The following is a 24,599-nucleotide window of genomic DNA, read 5'->3' as shown; positions in this document are numbered from 1 at the left end:
CTCTCCGTGCAAAGTTCTGTCACGCGGTTTTGAAATCCGACGTGACAGCGACCGGTTGCGTAACAATCTCGCACATTTGATTACCGGCGGTCTTCCCAACGCCCGCACGCTGCCGGCGCCTTCACGACGGCGAACAAGCCTACTCTTTTCTCAGGCACCTCAGCGGGGCATCCGTCAAATGAGCCTCGCGTTCATTCATCTTCAGATGTTGATGAATCATGCGAGCGCTCGCCAGTACGACGTCATTTCCAAGACGGTGCAGTAGAGGTGTCTCGATGCTTTTGCCAGACGCCTGGCACCTCGCGTCAACTTAATTTGGCGTCGTATCGCTTTGTGGGCATTCAGCCCCTTTCGAGACCTTCCGACTCAAGGGCCTATCCGGTAACGGATCCCACAGCTCAACGCATCATCCGGCCCTTCCCATTATCTTGAAACCCTTGCAAACGCGTGTGGGTAACCCCGGCCCCAGCCCGTTTTTTCAGACAGCCAACGGTCTCCAGATGTGTCACGGGCCATTCGTAACCGGAGGCGTGTTCGCGTATCCCGCGCGCGAGCATGGGTAGAGACGCGGGCCGGACTGTGGAGTTAGCCGATGAGCATGATGTCAAAAGCCATACACGAATCAGCGGTAAGCAGCAAAAAGGCGGGCGGTAGCTTTGCAACACAACAGAACAGGCGGTTCGATACGACAGGTCTTTTGCGGTTCGCCAGACAGGTCGGCGAGTTACATTCATCGATCAGGGAGATTCCAGCATGGATAGTTCATGCGTACGCCCAATACTGCGCAGCGCAGGGCAAAGCCGCAGGCACGCTGGCAAATATATTCGCGGCTATTCGAGTCACCTCGCGCTATGCCGGTCGGAACATTGATGACGTCTGCAGCAATAAGGAACTTCAACTGGTGCGGCGAATAAGGAAAGGAGCAAAGCGGGCCATGAGCCAGACGGAAATTGACGAGTTGCTCGTGCGAGCAAAGAGGATAGACCATGGGCTAACCCACATGATTTCGCTCGCGCTTCATCTGGGCCTGCGACGCAAAGAGGCGTTGATGTGTTCGCCTGATCTAGCGATGTGGCTTGATGCACTCGAGCGCGGCGATTCCACGCTTTCGCTTATGCGCGGTTCGAAAAACGCAAGACCCCGACACGTACGAGTCATCGAAGGCGAGCGAGCGCAGACAATTGAATCGATACGCTCTGCACTCGCTTACTGTCGCGAACATAACTTGGAATTGATCACGGGTAATGGAAAGACTCTCAAATCGGCAATGAATCGACTGAAGGCACTGCTGCGGCGTGCCGGAGTCACCGGTCCTACAAGCTTCCATTCGCTTCGCTATACCTATGCGCTCAGGAGTGCGCTGGAGCTGCTGGACGCCGGAATACCCCCGTATGATGTTCTGGTCCAACTAAGCGAATCGCTCGGCCACGGTCCAACACGCGCCCAGATGATCCTTGGACACTACTGCCAGCCTATCAGGGACAAATTTGAAGGTCACATATCGCTGCACAACGTCGAAGATGATCACCGACACCTACCGGCCGAATTGCCGCGTGCAGCAGCCCGTCAAGTGGCAAAGCGTCGACATAGCGCGCTAAGTGGCTATCCGATTGGCCGCGCTGGCCCCGCAGACGATGAAGCAGCGCTGCACGGCCGCACTTGAGTCAAGAAGGGTCTTTTTAAATTCTAAGGTATTTCTATGTCAGATTCTCTATTCATTCATCAAGTGAGAAATTGTGCCGATAAAATCGGACTCAACGACACGATGCGCACTATAACGATTACCGTTTGGCTTGCAATTGAACACTTCACTTCTCAACACTCGGGCACTCCGAATCAGTTAGAAAACCTGAGCGTAGCTTCGATTGCGCGCTTCATCGAAACTCGTTCAGAGGGGAATCTGGATGTGGAATCGTTACTGTTGGAGATCACCTGCGTCAGGCTGATTTTGCTCGAGTCAGGTTTCTCGCACAACGAGTTGATGCAGCTTAGTGTTCGCGTGAAACGGGAACGGCTTGTCAATGACAAAAGCGGTAAATACCGGTTTGCTAAAAGACTTGCCTGATTTTAGTAGGTGACCAGGCCTCGGGCCGAGATAGCGTCGAGCCCCTCGGTGACGCAAGCGACGGTGAAGATGAAAGATCCAGGTTGTTGGTCGCACGACTGCGAGCGTGTCCGTTTCGTCTGCCATGGATGAGTGGTGCGCAGCAAGCCAGACCGCTAAGTCCTGGTCGTGTCTCTGCTGGTTTCGCAACCCGCCTTTTCCCTTCGTCGATGGCGCGCGCAGTCGTGATAAACCCTGAAAAAACCGGCGCGTTGCGCCGCATTGATATTTGACCGGTTAATAAGGAAAACAGGTATGCCTATTGTCTATGATTATCGCTACGTTATTGCCTGCAGCAGTCTGCCGGACGAATTCAAGCGCGAATTTCGCAAGCTTGCCAGGGGCAAAGTCAACCGGAAGTATGATCGGAGAACTGGTGCCGATTACCCAGTGTCGCCCGAAACACAATGCTATCGCGTGGCGGAACTCCTGGATGGGTTTGAGACGTTGCGCGCTGGTGGCTTCGCTCTGCAAACGCCGTGGAATTTCCAGGGCAAGCATTTAAGCCACCTCATTGCTTGCTGGAGGGCGCAGGAACCAACCTGGTACGATCAGACCAAACTTGTACATTGGCGCCAGTTTCTACTTTGGATCAGAAAGCGCACCCTCCTTGCGCTGCTCAATTCGACTGTGCGATCAGAGGCGTCGTGCGGCCACAGAACCCCCGCTCCAGTCGCCGTTGTGCCCGCTCGCGGCGGCGCGGCTATCCCCGTGCTCACATATGACAAGGTTCTGTCGGCGTTGACGGAGCATCGCGGCAATCTGCGAAAGGCGGCGCGTGCGCTTGGCACGACGACGCGTGCCGTGTCTCAGACCTTCACCGAAGATTCTCCATCGGAAAAACAGCTTCCTTCTGGCATTCGGATTCTCACGTGATCCTTGATTTTGCCGAGGACTGCATACGCGGGCTTCACCGATATCAACACAGGAGGAACCAGTATGCTATTACAACTAATCGCGCTCGGCGCCTTGTTGCTATGGGCGTATCCGAGCTGCAACAGTAAGTGGTTTTTGAATGACGAAGCCACCCCGGCTGGGACGTTTCCGCTTACGGCGCCCGGTGAGGAAGGAGAGGGGTGGATTTCAGGCGATCTGCACAGGCATCTCGCACGCTGATGCGGCGATGACTGGTTGGTGTTCGATAGTCTCATTCTTATTCGCGCGCCGGGGAGTGCCTTTCCGACCGCCGGGATAGATCATCTAGTGATCACGCCGTTCGGAATGTTCGTTACTGAAACAAAGCATTGGGCTGGCGCGGTCACACGTGAAGAAAGCGCCGATATGCTGATACTCCCGGCGATTGACGGACAGCGGCTCGCGCGCACATCGCCGATGAAGCACAATGCGGCAAAGGTGCGGTTCCTCACAGGGTTGCTACCGCCGCGGCTGTGGATCGTCGAAGGTCTCGGCGTCTTCTCGCACGAAGCAGGAACGGTGGATCCAACACTTCCCGCGGCATTGCTTGAGCGTGACGAGCTTTACAGGTATCTGAGGATGTGCCAGCAGCGATTTGCCCTTACTGGAACCGGGGCGCTTGCCTGTGCGCACGCTCGCCAACGCGCTTCTGCGGCCGCAGACATGCGACCACAGGCTCGTAGAACACCGGCAACGCATTCAGGAAGGCCGCACGCGTGGTCAAGGGTGATACGAATTGTCTGTCCTGATCTGAGCTCCGGGCCGCTTCGAAGTGCTGTTGCTGCCAGCTCATCAGGATGGCGACTCTGAAGTCACGCCCCGATCACGGCGAAGGTGAGCCTTCGGAATACACTAAACTGCGGGTAAGTATGGTGGGGCGGTTTCTGTCGGGCGTGCTACCTGCGATCACCGCCCCGCTTTCTCACCACCATCCACCTCGGCGACTTGAAGCGCACGATGCTCACGTACAGCCACACATAAGTCGCCGCGAACACCACCACGAAGCAGAACAGATGCAGCGTATGCCGCCAGAACAGCGTCGCCGGCACGACTGCGATCAGGCACAGCAGCCACAGGTACGGCGAGGTCAGCGAATTGCGCCGCGTCAGTTCGCGCGCGGTGCGCGCGCCCACCGCCCAGCGCATCAGGCGCTTGTACACCAGCATATGCAGGTGCACGCCGTCCGGAATGCCCGGCGACATGCCGCGAATGAATTTCTTCCGGTAGATCGAGAAGCAGGTCTCGAAGATCGGGTACATGAACAGCAGCACCGGGTACCACGCCGACACGTCGCGATTGCGCATCACCAGCATGATCGACAGTTCCGCGAGCATGAAGCCGATGAAGTACGCGCCGCCGTCGCCGAGAAAGATCAGACCCGCCGGAAAGTTCCAGATGAAGAAGCCGAGCACCGCGCCCATCATCATGAATGACGCGGACAGCACGATCGGATCGGACACCTGGAACGCCACGTAGGCGAGCGACGCGAACATCATGAACGCGACCATCGACGCGAGCCCGTTGAAGCCGTCGATGATGTTGATCGCGTTGGCGAGCGCCGCGACGGCCAGCACCGTGACCGCGAAGGAAATCACCGCATACGAGAGCAGAAAGTCGAGCGGCGGCACGCTGATGCGCGTGACCGCGATATCGAGCAGGAAAAAGGCGAGCGCGGCGGCCGCCATCGTGCAGATGAGGCGAGCGAGCGGCGACACGCGCTTGGTCAGATCTTCGACCAGACCCGAACCGAACGCCGGCATGCCGCACGCGATCAGCCCGAGAATGCCGCCCGACACAGCGGGATACGCACGATGCAGCTGTACGGCCGACACGATCAGCCCGACCAGAATCCCGGTCCCGCCGATACGCGGCACTGGTCGCACATGGAATTTCTGCACGCCGGCCAGATCGGTGTCAGTGGAGAATTTTTCATGCAGATGCGCATAGCGCACGATCAACAGCGTGATCAGCAGTGAAACGAGAAAGCCGAGCGCAAAACTAAGCATGAAAGTGGGCCTAAGCGAAGACGCCGAATTATACAAACGAAACGCGCGGCGCCCGGAAAGCGGCATGCATCGCGCCATCGCCGTGCCGTTGCCACGCAGTCACCGGCGAATCCCAGATAGTGAGGCTCAAAACGCCCGCAAAGGCGCGCCAGTCATGGATTTCACCTATGCGGCGCAGGCCGCGCGGGGTCGTTAACCAGGATGCGGCGAAGTGTCAGTCACGCGCAACAACGCGGCGCGTGCGCCTGTCCACCTGTTTCGCCGCGGATAGGCAAGACGTTCCGGAGACCCAATGCTAAACAACATCACAATTCGTGGCGGCCTGACGCTGGTAATCAGCGTATTCGTCGCTTTCCTTCTGACGGTGATCGGTGTCGGTTACGGCGCGCTCAAACTCGCCAACGGCAGCCTCGATGACACGCAGCGCAGCGCGGTGGCGCTGTCGCATCTGAAGGCGAGTTCCGAGAAGCTGCTGCAGGTGCAGCTCGCATTGGGCACCTATCAGACGCTCTTCAGCGTCGGCAAGCAGACCGATGATCTGCTGCCGGCCGCGCACAAGGTGCTGCTCGAATCGAACAAGGATTTCCGCAACTACATGGCCGGTCCGTTCGAGAGCGACGACGAGCGCAGGCTCGCGCAGAGCGTCGAACAGGCGCGCGCCGCGCTGGTCGACAAGGCGATCGAGCCGGAATTCAAGTCGCTCACCGACTTCGACTTCAACACCTTCCGCAACATCCAGGGCGACACCGCGAACAGCTTTTACGCGACCTATTCGAAGGCAATCGACGCGCTCGAAAACGCGCAGATCGACACCCAGCATCAGCAGGCGGCCACCGGCGCGCAGCGCTTCCAGCTGGCGACCCTGCTGTTCGTCGCGGTCGGCGTGATCGCGCTCGTGATCGGCGTGGCGGCGCGCATCGCGTTGTCGGCGGCGCTCATCAAGCCGGTCAACGCAACCGTCAAGCACTTCGAGCGCATCGCCGCCGGTGATCTGACGGTCGCCATCAAGGTCCGCTCACGCAACGAGATGGGCCAGTTGCTCGGCGCGTTGTCGAAGATGCGCGACGGCCTCGTCGAGACCGTCGCCAAAGTACGCGGCAGCACGAGCGCGATCACGCAGGGCGCGAACGAAATCGCGTCGGGCAATGCGGACCTGTCCGCGCGCACCGAGCAGCAGGCGGCCGCGCTGCAGCAGACCGCCGCGAGCATGGAGCAGTTGTCGGCGACGGTGAAGCAGAACGCGGATAACGCCAAGCAGGCCAACCGGCTCGCCCACGGCGCGCTCGACACGGTCACGCGCGGCGGCACGGTGGTATCGCGCGTCACCGAAACGATGGACGGGATCAGCGAGTCGTCGCGCAAGGTGACGGAGATCATCGGCATGATCGAGGGGATCGCGTTTCAGACCAACATTCTCGCGTTGAACGCGGCGGTGGAAGCGGCGCGCGCCGGCGAGCAGGGACGCGGCTTCGCGGTGGTGGCTTCGGAGGTGCGCAGTCTCGCGCAGCGCTCGGGGGCGGCGGCCAAGGAGATCAAGGAGCTGATCGGCGAATCGGCGGCCAAGGTAGAGGAGGGCGCTTCGCTCGTGTCCGACGCGCAGAAGACGATTCACGAAGCGATGAGCGCGGTGGAGCGCGTGACGGGCGTGATGAACGAGATCGAGGCGTCCGCGCTCGAACAGAGCGACGGCATCGAGCAGGTCAACAAGGCCGTCTCGCAGATCGACGAGGTCACGCAGCACAATGCGGCGCTCGTCGAGCAGGCGGCGGCCGCGGCGAAGTCGCTGGAAGAACAGGCGGCGGTGCTGCTCAATGCGGTTGCGGTGTTTCGACTTGACCACGACAGCGCGGCCGCCGGCAGGTAGATGGCCTCGTTCGAATCGATGAGGGACAATCGGTTAAACGTCTGATGATGACGGTTTCCTCGCTTAACCCTTACGAGAGAGGGTTATTCCGGAGACCTGCGCTCGCAGGGCCCGCACAGGCCGCGAGGCACGACACTGTCTCGCGCACCATTTTTCATCGCCCAAGCCTGGTGTTCACCGCGAACAGCCCGGCCTGGGCGTGGTCTGCGTTGATCGCTTAATAAGCGTCAAAGCCAATTTCCCCGTCACCTGGCACCGTCGGCATTTCGGAAATGCATACCGATTATCGACGGTAAAGTCCTCTTCGACTTCCGCACTGTTGCATAAAATGCACGCCGATTTATAGCCGGCGGCGGTTACTCCTCTTGTGTTGTGCAGCGCACGGATCTCCCGGACATCGAAACGTAGTCTGCATCGTGATGGCAAAGCAATGGTGTTGGCGGCCGGGAGCGGCCCGATGCACGCATCAGGCTTGTCGTCATTCGGCTCGGAAGTTCCGGGGCCGGAGCGGGACGCAGAATTAATACTCTCCTGCACGAGGTTGACCGGCCAGACCGGGCGCAAGCCATATTCAAGTGCGCGCTCGCGTCGAATCGTCCAACCACGGGCAGCAGAGAAAACTACAAGAACGTAAGTCTGTAAATACAAGGGCGACACTCGAAGTCCAGATAGACGGGACGGCGAGGCGTTTGAGAGAGTGCGGCAAAAAGCAGTTAGTTTCTGTCGGCTCAAGAAAAATTCTTCTTATCGTTAGTTTCAGCCGTTCGACAATAGGATACGACTATATGAACCTCAGATATCCCGTCTATTCTCCTTACCTCAACGGTCGCGAGAAAGCTCTGGTGGTCGATTGTATCGAGTCGACATGGATTTCTTCGAAGGGCAAATATGTAGGGCAGTTCGAAGAATCGTTTGGATCATGGCTGGACGCGGAGCACGCGATTACGGTCAGCAATGGCACCGTCGCGCTGCACGTCGCGTTGGCCGCGTTGGGCATTGGCCCGGGCGATGAGGTACTGGTTCCGACCTTGACCTACATTGCCTCCGCGAATGCAGTGAAGTACACGGGCGCGGACGTGGTATTCGTCGATAGCGAGCGCGCTTACTGGCAAATCGACATTGAAGATGCCGAGCGCAAGATCACCAGCAGGACCAAAGCAATCATGGTCGTGCATCTCTACGGTCAGGCTACTGACATGGATGCGGTGATGGCGCTGGCGAAAAAGCATTCGCTCTATGTGATCGAAGACTGTGCGGAGGCAATCGGCACGCGATACGGCGACACACACGTGGGCACGATTGGCGATGTCGGCTGCTTCAGCTTTTTCGGCAACAAGACGATTACGACCGGCGAAGGCGGCATGGTGGTGACCAACGACGCCGAGCTTGCCCGGAAAATCAGGCATCTCAGAAGCCAGGGAGTGAGCAGCGAGCGGGAATACTGGCACGACGCCATCGGCTTCAACTACCGGATGACGAATTTGTGCGCGGCGATTGGATGCGCGCAGATGGAGTCTATTGACGATCTGATCGCCAAGAAGCTGCAAATAGCCGAATGGTATCGGCAGAGCCTGGCCGGGTTGCCCCTGCATGTACACAGCACCCGTCCGGGCACGCAGCACAGTTACTGGATGGTATCCGTTCTCGTCGACGACGCCCGCGAGCGCGACCCTTTCCGCGACGCGCTCCAGCTCGACGGTATCGAAACCCGTCCGCTGTTTTATCCGGTCCATCAGATGCAGATGTATGCGGCGCCGGGCCAAAATTTTCCAATTGCGGACGACATCTCGAGCCGGGGCATCAACCTGCCGAGCTACCCGGCTCTTATGCGCGACGACATCACGTTCATCTGTGAGCGCGTGCGTGACTTCTTCGCTCGACAGGAGACGAAAATGGAGCCTTTGCTGGAGACGAAAAGCTGAACGCGCTATCGCGGGCTCCCGGCTTTTGTTACGGCGATGAGGCGTTTTGACGGTCAAATGAAGCGCCGTTCCAGTGTCTTCACGCAGAAGACACGTAGCAGGAAGCCTTTGCAGGAGCGGAAAAAGGCTGAACAGATAGTTGTTGGTATCAGGAGGAAACGCATGACCACGTCAGTTGGGGGGGCGGCCGTGGGTCTTGCGGGGTAAGTGGTTCGCTGCATTGTTCGTCGGCTTTTGTTGTACGGGTCGATCGGGTTTCGTATTCATCAGGCTATTAAGGCAGTTGTGTCACGCATTCGTTGTCATTCGTTGTACTAATGTTTTTTGATTGCGGTCTGGTTCTGACGAAGTTGCTTTCTGTGAGCGATCGGCAGGCGGTTCTGGGGGTTCTCCCGGCCGACGCATGAAGATTGGTTGTCAAACAGTCCTGAACTATTCCGCGCTCAATGACCAATGTTGCTGTCAATTCATTACAAGTTCACATGGCCGGTCTAATGCCGAGAAAGGACAAATCATGACGCACTTCATCGCCCGCGCGCGCGCGCCCCTGCGGCTTGGACTGGCTGGAGGCGGAACTGACGTTTCCCCTTACTCCGATCGTTTTGGCGGACTGGCGCTTAACGTGACCATTGACAGGTTTGCCTACGCGTCAATCGTGCCGCGCGATGACGCGAAGCTCGAACTGCACGCTGCGGATACGCAAGTGCGCTGGATCGGAGATATCTCCCCTGAACTCCCGCCAATCAAGGGCTTGGGTTTGCATGTCGGGGTGTACAACCGGATCGTCAAGCAATTCAATGGCGGCCATCCGCTTGCCGTATCAATCACCACGCATTCAGAAGCGCCTCCGGGATCCGGATTGGGTTCTTCGTCGACTGTCGTGGTCGCGCTTGTGCAGGCCTTTTGCGAACTGCTTTCGCTGCCGCTGGGCGAATACGACGTCGCGAAACTGGCTCACGACATTGAACGGATCGATCTTGCCCTCGCAGGCGGCAAGCAGGACCAGTACGCGGCGACCTTCGGCGGCCTGAACTTCATGGAGTTTTATGGCGACAAGGTCATCGTCAATCCATTGCGGATCAAGCAGGAGACGAAGGCCGAGCTGGAGGCGTCGCTGGTGCTGTTCTACACCGGCGTATCGCGCGAATCGGCCAATATCATCAAAGAGCAAAGCAACAATGTGAAGGAGAATATGACCGATCCGCTTGCCGCTCTTCACGAAGTCAAGATGGAAGCGACAAGAATGAAAGAGGCGGTTTTGCGCGCCGACTTCGCCGGTATTGCCGCCTCCATGCGCGACTCGTGGGAATCAAAGAAGCGCATGGCGAAAAACATTTCGAATCCGTCGATCGACGAGTTGTGGAGGATCGCCACCAACGCAGGGGCGAAAGCCGGCAAGGTCTCGGGCGCGGGAGGCGGTGGTTTCATGATGTTCTTCGTCGACCCGATCGACCGCTCGGCTGTGACGCGCGCGCTCGACAGCCGCGATGGTCAGGTCATGTCCTGCACGTTTACCGACATCGGTGCCCAATCCTGGAGAGTATCGTGAGCATTACCGTCAACAACGAAATCGAAAAGACCATCGCGGTTCTGAGCGCGCTTGCAAACAGTCCCCAGGTCATCGCCAACGTCGAGGCGCTGGCGCAGCAGGTCACGAAAGCGCTGCGCGCCGGCAACAAGGTGTTGCTTGCCGGCAACGGGGGCAGTGCGGCGGATGCGCAGCATATTGCTGGTGAGTTCGTTAGCCGGTTCAATTTCGATCGCCCGGGATTGGCGGCGTTTGCCCTGACCGTCGATACGTCCGTGATGACGGCGATCGGTAACGACTACGGCTATGAAAAGCTGTTTGCACGGCAGCTCGAAGCAGTCGGCCGGCCCGGCGACATCTTCTGGGCGTACTCGACGTCCGGCCGCTCGCCGAATATTCTCCGCGCGCTCGAAGTCGCAAAGGAACGCGGCTTGTTCAGAGTCGGCTTCACCGGCAACCATTCGGAGGGTGTGGCCGAAATGCGCGCCCGCACCGATCTCTGCATCGAGATTCCCTCGACATCCACGCCCAAGATTCAGGAAGGCCATCTGGTCTGCGGCCACATCGTGTGCGGCATTGTGGAAGAGAACATCTTCGCGTCATGAGCAAAATGCTTCCATGTCTGATTCTGGCGGGTGGTCTGGGGACGCGTTTGCGGCCGGTTCTCGGCGAAGGTCTTCCCAAAGCGCTCGCCAGCGTCGATGGCCAGCCGTTTCTCGCCTGGATGCTGCGCTGGCTGGAGCATCAGCGGGTGACGGACGTCGTCCTGTCGCTGGGCTATGGATGCGGCGAGATCACCAACTGGTTGTCGCGACAGTCCCTGGGACTGTCGGTGACGATCATCGAAGAGGACGAGCCGCTCGGCACGGGCGGCGCGATCATGCACGCGCTGCGGACCTGCGGCGCGCCGCGGATGATTGTCCTGAACGGCGACACGATCACGGATCTGGATCTGTGCAGCTTCGCCGAATTTTTCGACGCGGTCGGCGCCGACCTGGCAATCGCCGCGACGAGCGTGCCCGATGCGTCACGGTATGGGACGCTCGAATTCGACGCCGAGTCGAGGCGCCTGATCGCGTTCGAAGAAAAGCGGCCCGTGCAGGCGCCGGGGTTCATCAATGCCGGCGTGTATGCGGTCGATGCAGCCCGGCTGCTTGGATTTGATCTGCCCGAGCGCTTTTCATTCGAAGACGACTTCCTGCGCCGCAAGTTCAACTCTCTCGACATCCGTGTCTTCCCGGAGATCACCGAGTTCATCGATATCGGCATTCCGTCGGACTACGAGCGAGCCCAGCACGTGGTGCCGCTCATGTGTGAACAATCGGCCCATGACACGTAAAGCGCTTTTCCTCGATCGGGACGGGGTCGTGAATATCGATTCCGGGTATGTGCACGAGCCGAACGAATGCGTGTTCATCGAAGACATCTTCGCGCTCGTGCGAGCGGCAAATCACGCGGGCTATGCCGTGGTCCTGGTCACGAACCAGGCGGGCATCGGCCGGGGTTATTTCCCGCTCAGCCAGTTCCAGGCTTTCACCGCTTGGATGCTGGGCGAATTCCAGAACAGAGACGCGCGAATAGACCGTGTCTACCACTGCCCGCACCACCCGGAGTTTGGGCTGGGGGACTACCGGCAGGCGTGCGATTGCCGTAAGCCGCAACCCGGCATGTTCGTTCAGGCACGCGCCGACCTCGATCTGGACATGGGAGGGTCGCTGATGATAGGCGACAAGCTGTCGGATCTGGAAGCGGCGGCGCGTGCCGGAGTGGGGCATCGTTTCCTGCTGGCGCCGATCGGCGAGCACGGCGTCGAATTACCGGCATCGCTCGGTTCGCGCATCAATAGACTGTCCGAACTGACCGACTGGTTCGGACAGGACCGGCTGCGCGAGCCGCAGCGTCAATCAGGCATCACTTTGAGCGCCCCACCCTGATCGGCGACGATAAAACGTTCTTGAAGAAGGGTTTGCCGACCGCCTTCAGGTAAAGCGTTCCGGAGGCGCGCGCCGGGAGCTCGATAACGGCCGTCTCCGGCGCGTACTGATTGATCAAACGAAACCGGCCCCCCGCCAGCGATTCATAGAGTTCGAGGTGATCAACGGTCGCGGCATGTGACAGATTGACGGCGAGCGCCTTGCCGGAAAGATGTGTCTGCAGTGTCACGCAGTTGTCGATCCCGGATTCCAGCGCGGTGCCTTCCTCGTAATCGTTCCAGGTGATCAACTGCAGGAAGGGCAGCTGGCGCGTAGCGCTGTAGTTCTGGTTGACGAGATCAAAGGTTCGCAGCCAGGTATCGCCACAAGCTTGCGGCATGTAGTGCTTTTCGTTGGGCTTGGCCCACGCGGCCAGCAGATCGTCGAAGCCCTTGAAGACGCCGCCCGTGGCAATCTTCGCCGGCTCCGTCCGCGCATATCGATAAAACTCCTTGAGTTCGGATAGATTCGAGACGCTGACTTTCTGCGCCGCGGAGCCAGCGGAAACCCACACGAACGCGCCTGCGCTGTAATCCCGGTCGAACCCCTGCTTGTGGATGTGAACCCAGGAAATCTCGGGGTGCGCGGCCTGGATGCGCGACCAGTCGACTTTGCCGGACCAGTCCAGGCCGAATTCGAATAGCACCGGATGGCCGTCATACCTGAGGTATTGTCGGGAGGAAAAGTAGGTGCGGGAGATGTAGTCAAGCTGAGAAAGGACCGTCTGAGTAACGTCACAGTTCTTGCAGCGATTGAAATTGTAAGTCCCGCTGTCGACCATGATCGAGAACGAGAGATCGGGGAATTTCGCCAGTTCCGGCATCGACTTGCGCCACGCGACATCAATGGGGTCGGGCTGGCCCTGCGGATCTTTCTGGCCGTACCAGTCGACGATGACGCCGTCGACACCGCGCGCCTGCATGTCCTTGAATGTCCGCAGCGCCTGCGCCGGATCGTCTGAACGATAGCCTACCGAGACGCCGCGCGATTTGGGATCGGCCCACCATGGCAGATAGTGCGCAAGCACCTTGGTCGTGTGCCCCGGATAGAGCAGCGTGTGAATATTGACATCGGAAACGGATGTGGCCCCGCTGAGATTGCCGTTCGGTGTGCCCGCGAAAGTATGGCTCGCCGAAGTATTCGGCGGCGCCAGCGTTTGGGCCGGTTCTTCGCACATTGCAGTGAGGGGTAGCGCACTGAAACACAGGGTCAGCGCGGGCAGTATCCACTTAACTGTTCTCATGACTCATAGCATGGCCCGAAAGTCTGCATTTTATGAGTTATTCGCTGACGTTTGTATTCCAGTCCAGTAGCTTTTGTCAGTTTTTTCTTCCGGACGCATAGGCACGCAAGCCCTGGTGTCCCGAGCACCGCCCTGCGGAGCTTGCCCGGCGCCAGGACAGCGTTTTTAATTTTCGGAGTTTGCATATGCGTAACAATGTCGGTCGCGAAAGAAGCCCCGCTATTGATCACGACGCGTCGGCGCTATCCATGGTCGATGTGCTGGAAAATGTGCTGACTTATCGATATCTTTTCCTCAGCGTCCTTTTGTCGGGACTGCTGCTCGGATCCGTCTACGTGTTGCTCGCCACGCCCACATACTCGGCTAACGCGTTGATCCAGATCGAGGACAAGAAGAGCAGTGCTTTGGGCTCGTTATCGACCGTGACACGGGCTCTCGATGTCAACGGTTCTCCGATTCTCGGCGAGATCGACGTGGCGCGTTCGCGGACCGTCGTCACGCAGGCAGTCGAAGCAGCTGCCGCCCAGACGACCATCGCGGTCAAGAACACTTTCCCGGTATTTGGCCGCTGGCTCGCCACGGTCCTGCCCACGGAGCCGGATGGTCTCGTGGGCGCGCCTTTCGGGGCGACGCGTTGGGCATGGGGCGGTGAGAACCTCACGCTGGGCTCATTCGACGTTCCGGCGGCGCAGCTGGGCAAGCTGCACCAGCTCGTTTATCTGGGTGACGACAAGTGGACGTTGCTGGACCGTAAAGGCAATGAGCTGCTGAGCGGGACCGTCGGGGTGCCCGCCGCCTCGGGCGACTACCGGATTCTCGTGAAGTCCGTGGTCGCGCGTCCGGGAACCGAATTTAGCCTCGTCAGGCATGCGACGCAGGGGCAAGTCGACCGAATCATCAAGAAGCTCAACGTTGCCGAGACCAAGCGGGAATCAGGCGTTTTCGAGGTGGAATACAGCGACGCCAACCCGTTCTATGCCGCACGGCTCGTCAACTCGATTGCTGACGCGTACCTGGCCAACAACGTCTCGCGCCGCGCCCAGGAGTCGGAACGCAGCCTGAGTTTCCTCAACACCCAGATCCCGACTGTGCGCGCCCGTCTGCAAAAAGCGGAAGAGGCACTCAACGCGTTTCGCTTACGCGAAGGCAGCATTGATGTGGGCGGCGAAATCAAGGCGTTGCTCGACCAGTCCGCGACTGTCGAGAAAGCCAAACTCGAAGCCAACCTGAGTTACCAGGACATGCGGTCAAAGTACCAGCTGGGCCAGGCGCCGCTGGATGCCGTACTGGGAAAACTCAAACAACTCGACGTCGCGTCGCGCCAATTGTCCACCCGCATTGAGAAACTGCCTAGCTTGCAGCAGGAATACCTGCGTCTCGAACGGGATGTGGAGGTCGAGAACCAGCTGTATGTGGGCCTTATGAACAATTCGCAGCAGTTGCAGATCGCGACTGCAGGCAATGGGGGCAACGCGGCGATCGTGGATTACGCGGAGGTGGCGGAGAAGCCGGGGCGCCCGAATCCGATTCTCGCACTGGCGCTCGGCGGCCTGGCGGGCGCGTTGTTCGGCTTCATTGCGACGCAGCTGATGGCACTCGGTTCAGGCCGGATTCGTGACCCGAAGCGGCTTGAAGCCATGGTCGGTATCGATACGCTCGGTATCCTGCCGACTTCGCCGGTACAGACAAAAGAGGCAAGAAAGGCAGAACACACCTTTCTGATCACCGCAGAGGAAACGGAAACGCCGCTGGTCGAGGCCATGGAGAGCCTTGCGCTAACGCTGCAATGCTCGCTTGCGGAGAAGGAGGGGGGCAAGGTCGTCCTGATCACTTCTGCGGTGCCCAACCAGGGCAAGTCGCTGATCTCGGCCAACCTTGCGTATCTGCTAGCTGAAAAAGGACTGAAGACCTTGCTGCTCGATGCGGACATGCGTCAATCCAAGGTCCATCGCTATCTTTCCGTCAATACAAGCAACGGCTTGTCCGGGGTACTGCAGGGCACATTCGAATCGGGCGAGGTCATCGCCAAGCCCACCGACAATTTTCACGCATTGCCGGCAGGCAAGAAAACGAAGAAGGCGGCAAAGCTTTTGCGCGCCGACAATTTTGGACCCCTGGTCGAGTCGCTGCGAGACGAGTACGACATTGTCATCATCGATTCTCCGCCGGTCCTTCCGGTACTCGATGCGGCAGCCATGTCGAGACACGCGGACATGACGCTTTTCGTGGCGCGGCAAGGAGAAGTGAGCTATGCCGAGGTCGTCGAGTCGGTGTCGCGGCTCGCGAAGGTCGGGACGACGGTCGATGGCCTGGTGTTCAACGGCTTTGAGCCCTCGCCGCTGCGTTACGGCTATTACGCGAATGCTTACCGGTACATGTCTGCCCAGGATTAAACAAGGTTCACCGGCTGCCAGGCAGCTCCAGCTTGATCACACGGCAGACGCGCATTGTCGCAATCAGGGATCTTCATGAGATTTTTTTCGATGCTGACGGGACCGGAAACCAGCGGGCTGAAGAATCCAGGCTCATCAGAAAGCGCAGGTCTGAATGCGAGCGGCGACCTACGGATCGTCTGGTTCATGGGGCCGCGGCCAAGCAGCTGGAACGGGGTTGGTCAACATAGCCTGGTATTTATCCGGGCTTTGAACAGGAGCACCGGCTTCAATGTCGAGATGGTCGATATTCCTGCTGAACCCCGTTCACTGAAGCGCTACTGGTGGCAGTTCGTTCTGTACCCGCTCCATGCGATCCGGGTAGCCCGGTCGTGCGAAATGGTCGTGCTTTATCAGGAGGATCTGAGCTTCCTGGTTCCTTTCGTCCGCCTCGCCGGTGGCAGGGTCTGCGTGCTTTTCCATCACGTTCAACGTCCAGGGCAGGCGCGCGGCGTATTGGAGCGGCTCAAGGAATTGTATATCCGCGCAATCCGGGGGCAGGTCGTCAGGTCGAATCTCGTGCTGGTGGAAAGTGAAGTGACCGCCACGGAGATGCGCGAAGTCGTGCCGGTCCCACCCGAACGCGTCCAGATCATGCCTTGCCCGTTCGAAGACAAATATTCGCCGCTCGATGAGCCGACGCCCCGCGCTGCGCGGGCTCGGGCCAGGGCGATCCTCAAAGAGCGCATCGGTTTGGAGATCGGCGATGCGATTCTGTTGCTGAACGTCGGCTCGGACGAAACCCGCAAGAACAACGTGACGCTGTTTCGGGCGTTGGCCCGGATGGCGCGCAAGGATCTCGTGATCGTTCGCGCCGGCAAGGCGTTCAATCTCGCCAATCGCAAGGAATGCACGACGCTGGTCAGCGAGTCAGGCATCCGTGCTCATTTCCTCGATTCCGTCAGCGACGAAGACCTCGGCTACCTCTATCAGGCCGCGGACATGTACGTCTCGGCGTCATTGCATGAAGGCTTCGGCCGGACCGTGATCGAGGCGCAGATCGCCGGGATTCCGGTCGTTGGTTCCGACATACAGGTCTATCGGACGACGATGGGCGATTCGTTTCTCCCGGTGAGTGATCCGGCCGATCCCGACGCGTGGGCAGCGGCGATCGATCGTCTTGCGAACGACCCCGCGCTGGCGGAACGCCTTGTCGAACGCGGCAAGATCAATGCGCGGCAGTACTCGTCGGAAGTGGTCTGCGCTTCGTTGCGCCACAGTCTTCTTAGGGCTATCGGCGCTGACGCTCCAGACGGCAGGTACACCTCTGCGGAATAAGAAGCGGACAGGCCATGCAAATCCATCAGGCTAGCGGACCGACGATCTCTGTTTCACACCTGATCGTACCGGCGGTCGGCATCGTCGCATTGGCGTTCAATACGGCGCTGCCATACCTCGGCTACGCTCAGGCCAGCGCGACGTGGACCTTCGTGCTGGCAGTGCTCGCGGTCATCTATCTGGTGGCGACGCGACCGCTCTTTTCGGTATCGATGCTCTATTTCATGGTGATCGCGCTGACTGCGTTTGTCGCCGGCGTCGGCATCGAGGCGGGCGGGCTGATGATCGAAACGAAGGTCCAGGGCGAAGCGAACGGCTCCACCAGCCGGCTGTTGCTTTTCTATGTCCTCTTCGTCAGTTGTGCGCTCTACGGCTTCAACCGATATCTGCGCGTTCGCGACCCTGACGTGCCGGTTGCGTTGATCACCGTTGAGCTGCCCAGTGTAGCGCTGGGATTCATTCTGGCGCTCGCGATTATCGGGGCCGGGGTGGCAGCGGGGCTGATCGAAGGGTTCGCGCTGCTCAATGGTGTGAACCGGTATACCCTTCGCAACGGCAGTACCGGGACCAATAGTGTGTTGTTCAACATGTTCTTGAACAACCAGACGTTTCTGGCGATGATTCTCGGCGCGCTCGCCACCAGCAGAAGCCATGCAGTCAAATCGTTTTCGATCCTGTTGATCATTGCGACGACGGGTCTCTATATCCTTCACGGCGAGCAGTTCATGTCCGTGCTGCACTTCGGCCTCTCGGTCCTCGCCCCGGTGGTTGCGGTGCTCCTCATGAAAGGCAAGCCAGTTCTACGGTACATGGCAATCGGGGGCGTTGTCGCGCTGGTGATCGGTCTCGGTTCGGTGTTCTCGGCCTACCAGGGGCAGGGACTCGATGTGCAAAACACGATGACGGACCGTTCGCTACTGCAGGGGCAGGTCTGGTACGTGGTCGATTACGACGCGCATGTCTTCGCCGCGCCTCCGTTGGGGGGCGCGCCGGCATTCTGGCGCTTTGCGCGTTCGCTGCTCTCGACCACCGCGCCTACCTTCGATGACAGCTTTGGCTACAGCGGCTTGCGCGACGTGATGGTCGCGTATGGCGATCCGCGCTTGATATCAGTGTATATAAAGGACGACGTCACCTTCACCATGGGGCAGATGGCGATTCCAGTATTCTGGTTCGGTCTGGCTGGCGGCGCGTTGTTCGTCGCGTTCACGGGCGTGATATTCGGTGCGCTTTGTGCATTGCAGATCGTGTTCGCGCTTCGTGGCGGTGTGGTCATGCTCTGGCTGGTCGTCAAGGTGCTGAGTTATGCGGGCTCCGGGATCCAGCAAGGCGACTACTGGTCTTTCTTCAGTGTTCGTACGCTGTTCTACGTGGCCTTGGCGTTCCTGTGGTGGGTCCTGGTTGATTCGCGGTCCACGGCACAAAAAATGAAACGGCTGGTGGCGTCGTGAAATCTTTCAGAACACTGCTGTTTTCGTCGCTCTCCGGGGTAGTGTGCGAAAAGGTCATCGGGGCGCTCGCGGCAGTCGCGAGTAATCACCTGTTCGCCACTCTGTACGGCGCGCATTTTTTCGGTGAACTGCAGTTCGCATTGTCACTCGCGTATGTCGTGAGCAGCGCCGCACTGATATTCAGCGCTCAGGCCGTTGCGCCGATCTTTGGCAGGCATCCCCGGCTGCGACACCTCGTCTTCTATCGGGCCTTCCGTTTGCGCCTGGGTTCGACGCTCAGCGTGACGCTGCTCTTTCTGATTGTCGTGGGATTGCTGATGCAGTCCTCGAGCACCGCCCTGACGCTGATCGCCGGACTGGTGATGCTGTGCGAGCCCATCTCGCTCGGCTCCCTCATGGCGTATGCGGAAACCAAACCATGGGTCATCACGAGGGCGAAAGCCTACGCAAGCGGCGTTCGGGTGCTCTGGCTGCTGGGCGCAGCCCATGCATCGGTTGGCGCGGTCGTCGCCTCGTTCGCATGGCCGCTCGAAGCCTACGTGGCCGCCGCCGCGCCGTTCAGCCGTTATCGGACACTCGCCTTCCACCGGCCCCGGTCGCTGCACGGTTCGGAAATGGTCACGCGAACGCTCATCGTGCGCGGACTCAGGATCTGGCCGGCGATTGCCGCCACCGTGCTGGTGTTGCGAATGGACCGGCTTTTGCTGGGCACGCTGATGTCGAAGACAGACCTTGGCATTTATTCGGCTGCGGCGTCGCTAGTCGAGCAGTGGAACTCTGTCGGTACGACGCTCGCGCTGGCTCTTGCACCGGCAATGGTCTTCATTGCTCGCGACGACGACCAGTTGCGCAGCAAGGCGATCAAGCTCAGCGCCTATCTCGCGGTGATCGCCGCGGTGGCACTGGTCGGAAGCCTGTTCGTGGGGCGGGCGGTCTTCCTGTTGATCTATGGACCTGCGTTCGAAGCCGGCGTGCCGGTCATGATTTTCGGCACCGCATGCTCGATCGCCACGTTCGTGGACGCAGGACTCACTACCTGGCTCATCGCAGCCCGGCGTTACCGGCTGATGACGGTGAAGCTCATCGTGACCATCGTTGCAATCGGAGCGGCGCCGTTCGTGATGCCTTCGGCGCTCATGATGTATGCGCCGGCGGCGGCGACGGCCGTGTCTGTTGTCCTGTTCTGGGCTGCCGTCTTCGGACAGGGGCAGCGCATGAAGGTTGCGCTATGAAAGTCTGCCTCTGCAATAACCGCTTTCCTCCGAAGGTTGTCGGGGGCACCGAGTTGATCGTCTACGATCTGGCGGTTCAGCTTCGTGACCGGGGTCATGACGTTTCCATCCTGACCTTGTCGGACTCGCGCGCGGCCGAAACGGAGGTCGTCGATGGTCTTCGCGTGCACAGCATGCCGAATACGAACATCTACAACCAGTTCTCGCATGCCGTGCGAAGCGGACTGAAAAAAGCCTTGTTCGGTGCATTGGATACGTTCAACCCGTTCGTGTTCTTTTACGCGCTGCGCCATCTGCGTCGCCTCGATATCGACGCCCTGTGCACGAACAACCTCAAGGGAATGGGGCCGGCCATATGGCTCGCTGCATGGTGTTTGCGGATCCCGGTCGTGCATGTTCTGCATGACTACTGGCTGCTATGCCCGACCTCGACGATGTTCCGCAATGGCCGCGCGTGTGAGCAGGCATGCCAGGGATGCCGAACCGTTTCATCCCCGAAGGCGTGGTTCTCGCGGCTGGTGGGGCATGTAGTCGGCGTCAGCAACTTCGTGCTGGAGCGCCATCGACAGCAGAATTTCTTCGGCCGCGCGCGGCCCTGCGTCATCCATAACGCGCGGCAGCCATTCAGCGCGATCCCCTCGACGCCCACTGAACCGCACAAGCCTTTTCGGGTTGGCTTTATCGGGCGCACCGACGCGACGAAGGGTATCCGCGAGTTTTTTGCGAGCGCGGCGGCGGTGCATGGAGGCGACCTGGAGTTGCATATCGCGGGCAGGGACAACGAACAGGTTCTGGACGCACTGATCGCGGCGCACCCGGATCTGGCGGTCGTGCGCTATGGTTTCGTCGCTCCGAAAGACTTTTACCCGTTGGTCGATATCGTGGTCGTCACATCGATGTGGAACGAACCGTTCGGAATGGTCGCTTTCGAGCCTTGGGAATTTTTCAAGCCATCGATCGCGTTCACCTCTGGCGGACTGCCCGAAGTATTCAGTGCCTTTCCCGAATTGACCGTGCCGCGCGGCGACGTCGCAGCACTCGGGGCGCTCATCCGACGATTCGTCGACGACCCGGTCTTCTACCGTGACATGGCCCGCCGGTGCCACGCACAACGTGATCACTTCCTGCCGCCGCGACAACTGCAGCAGTTCGAAGCGGTCCTGCTGGCTGCGGCGCGACACGATCAGCGCGACGCAGGCGTCCGTGCAATCGAAGTCGAGCGGGATACCCGAAGTTAAATCAGCGTGCGGGTGGGGTGATCACGTCAGTCATTCGAGACGCATCGGTAGCGCAAATCTTGCATCGAACTGGATTTCTGGAGTGTTTGGATTAGCGGCAATTTGCATCCCCATTGGCCACCTCACGTTACTTTGCAGAGCGAATCATATGAGAAAAAAGATCGGTTTCCGGGCGTGGTGTCACAACCGTTCAATTGGCATGGCGGCTCTTCAGATCTGATTTGCTTTCATAGGCCGCTGGAACGAATTTACGACCATCTCCATTCGGAGGTTGCATGAGAAAGCGCGTACTGATGGTAATGACCCGGGATATTCCTCGGGCGGCGTCGAATGGACGTGAACGCACTTTGCGCTTCATTCGCGAAGCGATCGGTATGGATGCCGACGTGCGCGAACTCAAGATCCGCTCGGTATTCGAAACGGGCACGCTCGTCTCGAAGCTGCGCGTCGGCCTGAGGATCGTCGAAGGCGTGCTTGCATGCAAGCCGTGCGCGCTGCAAGTCGCGATGTTCGCCAGTGGGGATGGAAAGACGCGACTGATCGAAGCGATCGAAGAGTTCAAGCCCGATGTCATCTACTTCGATGGCATCCGGATGGTCGACTATGCCGCATTCGTTCGCCGACGCTTTCCGTCGAGCCACATCATCAGCGACCTGGACGATCTGATGTCACGGCGTGCCCATATCCTGAGGACCGGCAATTTCGCATTGTCTGTGGGCTATCTCGCGAAGTCGATCCCCACGGCGGTCGTTTCGCTAATCAATTCGCGGTTGGTCCGCAATCTGCTGCTGAGATATGAGGAATATGCGCTGAAAGGCCATGAGCGGCTGGCGGCAGCTTCGTCGAATGCCGTCACCTTGGTCTCGACAACGGATGCCGACGCGTTGGAGCGCATCCTGCCCGACGCAATGAAAAAGCGGGTGCATGTGATCGCACCGCCAATCGACTCGGTCAAGCCGGTGACGCGGCCGGCCGGTCCGGTTCGGTTTGTATTCGTCGGCGCGGACAGCCAATTGCAGAACCGGCTCGCAATCCAGTACCTGCTGGCGTCATGGAAACAACTTGAGTTGCGCTTGCCGTTGGTCATTTACGGGCGCATGTCCGGTCAATATGAAACCGTGCCGAATGTCATGTTCGCCGGTTTTGCACCGACGCTCGGCGAAGTCTATACCCCCAACTCGATTGCCCTATGCCCGACGTTCCTGCGTGGTGGCATCAAGTCGAAGGTGTTGGAGGCCATCTCGTTTGGTTGCGTTGCGGTTGGCAATGACGCTGCGTATGAAGGGCTGGATTTTGAAGATGCGGCGCTGGCCATGGACGGCGCGCGACTGGAGCGTTTTCTCGCCGATCCCGATGCCGATCTGAATGAAGTAATGGACGCGGCGAAGCGGTTTGCCGGCTTTTGCGAGCGCAATTTCAGCCTACCGGTTTTTGCGCGCCGCTGGGGCGATCTGCTCCGGCCAGGGGTGTACGCGCCGAAGACGGAGCTGAATGTCGTTGCTGGCGAAGGCAACATGTCCGCCATCGCGATTGACGTGGTGCAGCGTAGTACCCATGCAAAGCAGCGTTGAAGACGAGGTTGCGCCCCGCGTGATGACGCATCGAACCATTCCTGCGGGCGCGAGCACCCTGCAATCGACGGTACGCGGGGTGCGATTCGTTTCCCGAGCGCGTCGCCCTCTCGACGGGCGGCGTGTTCGTGTTGCACTCCGGCATCGCTTGCTGGCGGTGGCTTGTCGCATGGCAGGAAGAGGTGTCTGGCAACGCACGGACGAATTCCCGCTGGCATGACTACGTTGTAGTGGCGAAAACGATTTGTTCCGAACGCGCTTTGCTGGACGGGGCTCAAGTCTCTGCTTAACCGGTTTTGCGACAGCTTCCTAGTGGATTCTGCCGATGTCCATTTTTGGGCTTTGGGCAGAACGTGCGGACCGAGCGGGTGAAAATCACGGCGCCCGACCGGCGGTCGGTCTATTTTGGATTGCCTGCTGTAATTGTCTTTTCAATCGTTCTTGGATTCGAGGGTTCGATTAAGAAATTGCGCTCCGCAATCATTGTTCGGGCCTGAAGTTTCTTGGCGATGCTTGTTATTCCGTCTACCTGTCGCATTTATTCTCTTTGAATCTCGCGTACCTGGCAATATATAGAATATTGAAATTGAATGGCGGATGGGGTGAGATGATCTACATGATCATTTCTATAATCGTAAGCCTGGTTGCCGGCGGGTTGGTTCACGTGTTGAGAGAAAAAAGAATTCTCCACGCTTTGAGAAATATGGGCGACCGGAATTTGAGAAGTGATGTCGTAAGTCAGGCGGATACTGTTCGGCTTAGGCACGATTAAAGTTGCATCGAGTCCTGCTATGCCTGCTTGAGCACATCCTTGGACGCAGGCGACGACTTCCGGATATTGAGCGATCAAAGAGGGTGGCCTGTGAGAGAGCGGATCAGCCCTGATCGACAGTATGCGAGCGCAAGCCGACTTACCATCGCGCCGCCCTGATGGGCAGCGCGTTTTGTTGCGCTCTGGCATCGTGTGAAATTTGTCGCAAGCGCTTGTGTACGGCGCATCCTGTTTGAATGCGAGCGGGCCTTATTGCATCGCTGTTTTGAATCTCCCAATCCGACCGCGGCGCATGAAGGAGTTTCTGCCATGTGTCGCTCATCATGCTCTCAGAAAAAAACCTGTCGGCAATAGTCCTCGGCGCTTCATTGGGCGTTGTGAGCAGCGTCTATGCATAGCAACCGTTTGCAATGGCACAGGGCATCACGTCTGATAGCAACGTCTGCACGAACACTGCAGAATTTGCGCGATTCAGACACCGCGAGACAGATCTCCTTGGTGCTGAACATGCCGCGAGTCATGTGGCTGCGCACGGTCAACAGTGAAAAGTGACGCCGGGTCTGGCAAAAATGGACCCGCCCCCCGATGCCGAAATTTACGCCGACGCTACTGCTCTTTCGAGCGCAACAGGTGGGGCGATACAGCCGGTCCTTCGTTATTCCGACGGGCGGCATCGCTTCGATGTTGCTTAATATCGGTGCTGATTTGTTGTGGTTGCGGGACAATCCGGACTGCAGAAAGGTCCCTCGCATCCTGTGCGGCAGTGGCCTATGTCTGGGATCTGGCTACCAGAAACGACATGTCGTCACGCCACCAGAGAATATCTCGTGTGAAGCACAAACATACTGAGCGACGGCACGGTGTGCGTTGAAAGTAGGCAACGTCGTCTATCCAGACCGGAACGCAGCACGGGGACAAACTGCCAACGAAAAGACGTTGAACAGTTATGCGTTTTGGAATCCGAATGAAAATTCTATGCAGTTCAATATGGCAGTCGGCCGGTGATATCCGGCCGTCACGCAGCTAGCTGACAACCGGTTTGTACAAGTCGTTCAGAGGAAGCGTCGGTA

At 58.9% G+C, this 24,599-nt stretch carries 20 protein-coding genes; 16 read left to right on the top strand and 4 right to left on the bottom strand.

Features of this window, described 5'->3' with window-relative positions:
* Positions 1-592: 592 nt before the first annotated feature.
* The 4 genes from FVF58_RS20165 (at position 593) to FVF58_RS20150 (ending at position 3,829) form a co-directional block, all read left to right on the top strand.
* A complete protein-coding gene (locus FVF58_RS20165; RefSeq protein WP_149671631.1) occupies positions 593-1,663 on the top strand; it encodes an integrase domain-containing protein in 1,071 nt (356 codons plus the stop codon).
* 36 nt (positions 1,664-1,699) lie between these two features.
* Positions 1,700-2,065 (top strand): hypothetical protein, encoded by a 366-nt coding sequence (locus FVF58_RS20160; protein WP_149671630.1) that lies wholly within the window; start codon positions 1,700-1,702, stop codon positions 2,063-2,065.
* Between the two features lie 294 nt (positions 2,066-2,359).
* Complete coding sequence (locus tag FVF58_RS20155; protein ID WP_149671629.1) at positions 2,360-2,980, top strand: hypothetical protein; 621 nt, start codon at positions 2,360-2,362, stop codon at positions 2,978-2,980.
* A gap of 258 nt (positions 2,981-3,238) precedes the next feature.
* A complete protein-coding gene (locus FVF58_RS20150; RefSeq protein WP_246217121.1) occupies positions 3,239-3,829 on the top strand; it encodes a nuclease-related domain-containing protein in 591 nt (196 codons plus the stop codon).
* 86 nt (positions 3,830-3,915) lie between these two features.
* On the opposite strand, the gene FVF58_RS20145 is transcribed toward FVF58_RS20150, so the two are convergent.
* Positions 3,916-5,025, bottom strand: a complete 1,110-nt coding sequence (locus tag FVF58_RS20145; protein ID WP_149671628.1) for an MraY family glycosyltransferase — start codon at positions 5,023-5,025, stop codon at positions 3,916-3,918.
* A 292-nt stretch (positions 5,026-5,317) separates the two neighbouring features.
* Between FVF58_RS20145 and FVF58_RS20140 the strand changes: the two genes are divergently transcribed.
* The 6 genes from FVF58_RS20140 (at position 5,318) to gmhB (ending at position 12,273) form a co-directional block, all read left to right on the top strand.
* Positions 5,318-6,889: a methyl-accepting chemotaxis protein gene (locus FVF58_RS20140; protein WP_149671627.1), complete on the top strand. Its 1,572-nt coding sequence runs from the start codon at positions 5,318-5,320 to the stop codon at positions 6,887-6,889.
* A gap of 689 nt (positions 6,890-7,578) precedes the next feature.
* Positions 7,579-8,811 (top strand): DegT/DnrJ/EryC1/StrS family aminotransferase, encoded by a 1,233-nt coding sequence (locus FVF58_RS20135; protein WP_246217120.1) that lies wholly within the window; start codon positions 7,579-7,581, stop codon positions 8,809-8,811.
* A gap of 514 nt (positions 8,812-9,325) precedes the next feature.
* Complete coding sequence (locus FVF58_RS20130; RefSeq protein WP_149671626.1) at positions 9,326-10,360, top strand: GHMP family kinase ATP-binding protein; 1,035 nt, start codon at positions 9,326-9,328, stop codon at positions 10,358-10,360.
* Entirely contained in the window at positions 10,345-10,944 is a 600-nt protein-coding gene (locus FVF58_RS20125) for a D-sedoheptulose 7-phosphate isomerase (protein ID WP_425468955.1), read from the top strand. Before FVF58_RS20130 ends, FVF58_RS20125 begins: the two co-directional genes overlap by 16 nt.
* A complete protein-coding gene (locus FVF58_RS20120; RefSeq protein WP_246217119.1) occupies positions 10,941-11,678 on the top strand; it encodes a nucleotidyltransferase family protein in 738 nt (245 codons plus the stop codon). Before FVF58_RS20125 ends, FVF58_RS20120 begins: the two co-directional genes overlap by 4 nt.
* A complete protein-coding gene (gene gmhB, locus FVF58_RS20115; RefSeq protein WP_149671623.1) occupies positions 11,668-12,273 on the top strand; it encodes a D-glycero-beta-D-manno-heptose 1,7-bisphosphate 7-phosphatase in 606 nt (201 codons plus the stop codon). Before FVF58_RS20120 ends, gmhB begins: the two co-directional genes overlap by 11 nt.
* On the opposite strand, the gene FVF58_RS20110 is transcribed toward gmhB, so the two are convergent.
* Positions 12,251-13,555, bottom strand: coding sequence for a glycoside hydrolase family 71/99 protein (locus FVF58_RS20110; protein ID WP_149671622.1), 1,305 nt, complete (start codon positions 13,553-13,555; stop codon positions 12,251-12,253). The genes gmhB and FVF58_RS20110 overlap by 23 nt on opposite strands.
* A 185-nt stretch (positions 13,556-13,740) precedes the next feature.
* On the opposite strand from FVF58_RS20110, the gene FVF58_RS20105 reads away from it, so the two are divergent.
* From FVF58_RS20105 to FVF58_RS20085, 5 genes are all read left to right on the top strand, one after another.
* A complete protein-coding gene (locus tag FVF58_RS20105) occupies positions 13,741-15,948 on the top strand; it encodes a polysaccharide biosynthesis tyrosine autokinase (protein WP_149671621.1) in 2,208 nt (735 codons plus the stop codon).
* Between the two features lie 90 nt (positions 15,949-16,038).
* Positions 16,039-17,265 (top strand): glycosyltransferase, encoded by a 1,227-nt coding sequence (locus FVF58_RS20100; protein ID WP_188130868.1) that lies wholly within the window; start codon positions 16,039-16,041, stop codon positions 17,263-17,265.
* 14 nt (positions 17,266-17,279) lie between these two features.
* The gene (locus FVF58_RS20095; RefSeq protein WP_149671619.1) at positions 17,280-18,716 is read left to right on the top strand and encodes a DUF6418 domain-containing protein; all 1,437 of its coding nucleotides are present in this window, start codon (positions 17,280-17,282) and stop codon (positions 18,714-18,716) included.
* Positions 18,713-19,948 (top strand): lipopolysaccharide biosynthesis protein, encoded by a 1,236-nt coding sequence (locus FVF58_RS20090; RefSeq protein ID WP_149671618.1) that lies wholly within the window; start codon positions 18,713-18,715, stop codon positions 19,946-19,948. The genes FVF58_RS20095 and FVF58_RS20090 overlap by 4 nt, the downstream gene beginning before the upstream one ends.
* Positions 19,945-21,186 (top strand): glycosyltransferase, encoded by a 1,242-nt coding sequence (locus FVF58_RS20085; protein ID WP_188130867.1) that lies wholly within the window; start codon positions 19,945-19,947, stop codon positions 21,184-21,186. Before FVF58_RS20090 ends, FVF58_RS20085 begins: the two co-directional genes overlap by 4 nt.
* A gap of 190 nt (positions 21,187-21,376) precedes the next feature.
* On the opposite strand, the gene FVF58_RS51500 is transcribed toward FVF58_RS20085, so the two are convergent.
* Positions 21,377-21,748, bottom strand: a complete 372-nt coding sequence (locus tag FVF58_RS51500) for a hypothetical protein (protein WP_188130866.1) — start codon at positions 21,746-21,748, stop codon at positions 21,377-21,379.
* A gap of 31 nt (positions 21,749-21,779) precedes the next feature.
* Here FVF58_RS51500 and FVF58_RS20080 point away from each other — a divergent pair, with 31 nt between their 5' ends.
* Positions 21,780-22,757, top strand: a complete 978-nt coding sequence (locus FVF58_RS20080) for a glycosyltransferase (protein WP_188130865.1) — start codon at positions 21,780-21,782, stop codon at positions 22,755-22,757.
* 538 nt (positions 22,758-23,295) lie between these two features.
* On the opposite strand, the gene FVF58_RS20075 is transcribed toward FVF58_RS20080, so the two are convergent.
* Positions 23,296-23,607, bottom strand: a complete 312-nt coding sequence (locus tag FVF58_RS20075) for a hypothetical protein (protein ID WP_149671615.1) — start codon at positions 23,605-23,607, stop codon at positions 23,296-23,298.
* Positions 23,608-24,599: the final 992 nt, after the last annotated feature.

The sequence above is a fragment of the Paraburkholderia panacisoli genome (assembly GCF_008369935.1).
Classification (GTDB): domain Bacteria; phylum Pseudomonadota; class Gammaproteobacteria; order Burkholderiales; family Burkholderiaceae; genus Paraburkholderia; species Paraburkholderia panacisoli.
This window is presented reverse-complemented; position numbering and strand designations above follow the sequence as displayed.

What these genes read in the sequence shown, in the direction of transcription:
- FVF58_RS20165 (WP_149671631.1), top strand. Translation starts at nt 593, where the DNA reads ATGAGCATGATGTCAAAAGCCATACACGAATCAGCGGTAAGCAGCAAA.
- FVF58_RS20160 (WP_149671630.1), top strand. Translation starts at nt 1,700, where the DNA reads ATGTCAGATTCTCTATTCATTCATCAAGTGAGAAATTGTGCCGATAAA.
- FVF58_RS20155 (WP_149671629.1), top strand. Translation starts at nt 2,360, where the DNA reads ATGCCTATTGTCTATGATTATCGCTACGTTATTGCCTGCAGCAGTCTG.
- FVF58_RS20145 (WP_149671628.1), bottom strand. Translation starts at nt 5,025, where the DNA reads ATGCTTAGTTTTGCGCTCGGCTTTCTCGTTTCACTGCTGATCACGCTG.
- FVF58_RS20140 (WP_149671627.1), top strand. Translation starts at nt 5,318, where the DNA reads ATGCTAAACAACATCACAATTCGTGGCGGCCTGACGCTGGTAATCAGC.
- FVF58_RS20130 (WP_149671626.1), top strand. Translation starts at nt 9,326, where the DNA reads ATGACGCACTTCATCGCCCGCGCGCGCGCGCCCCTGCGGCTTGGACTG.
- FVF58_RS20120 (WP_246217119.1), top strand. Translation starts at nt 10,941, where the DNA reads ATGAGCAAAATGCTTCCATGTCTGATTCTGGCGGGTGGTCTGGGGACG.
- gmhB (WP_149671623.1), top strand. Translation starts at nt 11,668, where the DNA reads ATGACACGTAAAGCGCTTTTCCTCGATCGGGACGGGGTCGTGAATATC.
- FVF58_RS20110 (WP_149671622.1), bottom strand. Translation starts at nt 13,555, where the DNA reads ATGAGAACAGTTAAGTGGATACTGCCCGCGCTGACCCTGTGTTTCAGT.
- FVF58_RS20105 (WP_149671621.1), top strand. Translation starts at nt 13,741, where the DNA reads ATGCGTAACAATGTCGGTCGCGAAAGAAGCCCCGCTATTGATCACGAC.
- FVF58_RS20100 (WP_188130868.1), top strand. Translation starts at nt 16,039, where the DNA reads ATGCTGACGGGACCGGAAACCAGCGGGCTGAAGAATCCAGGCTCATCA.
- FVF58_RS20095 (WP_149671619.1), top strand. Translation starts at nt 17,280, where the DNA reads ATGCAAATCCATCAGGCTAGCGGACCGACGATCTCTGTTTCACACCTG.
- FVF58_RS20085 (WP_188130867.1), top strand. Translation starts at nt 19,945, where the DNA reads ATGAAAGTCTGCCTCTGCAATAACCGCTTTCCTCCGAAGGTTGTCGGG.
- FVF58_RS20080 (WP_188130865.1), top strand. Translation starts at nt 21,780, where the DNA reads ATGGTCGACTATGCCGCATTCGTTCGCCGACGCTTTCCGTCGAGCCAC.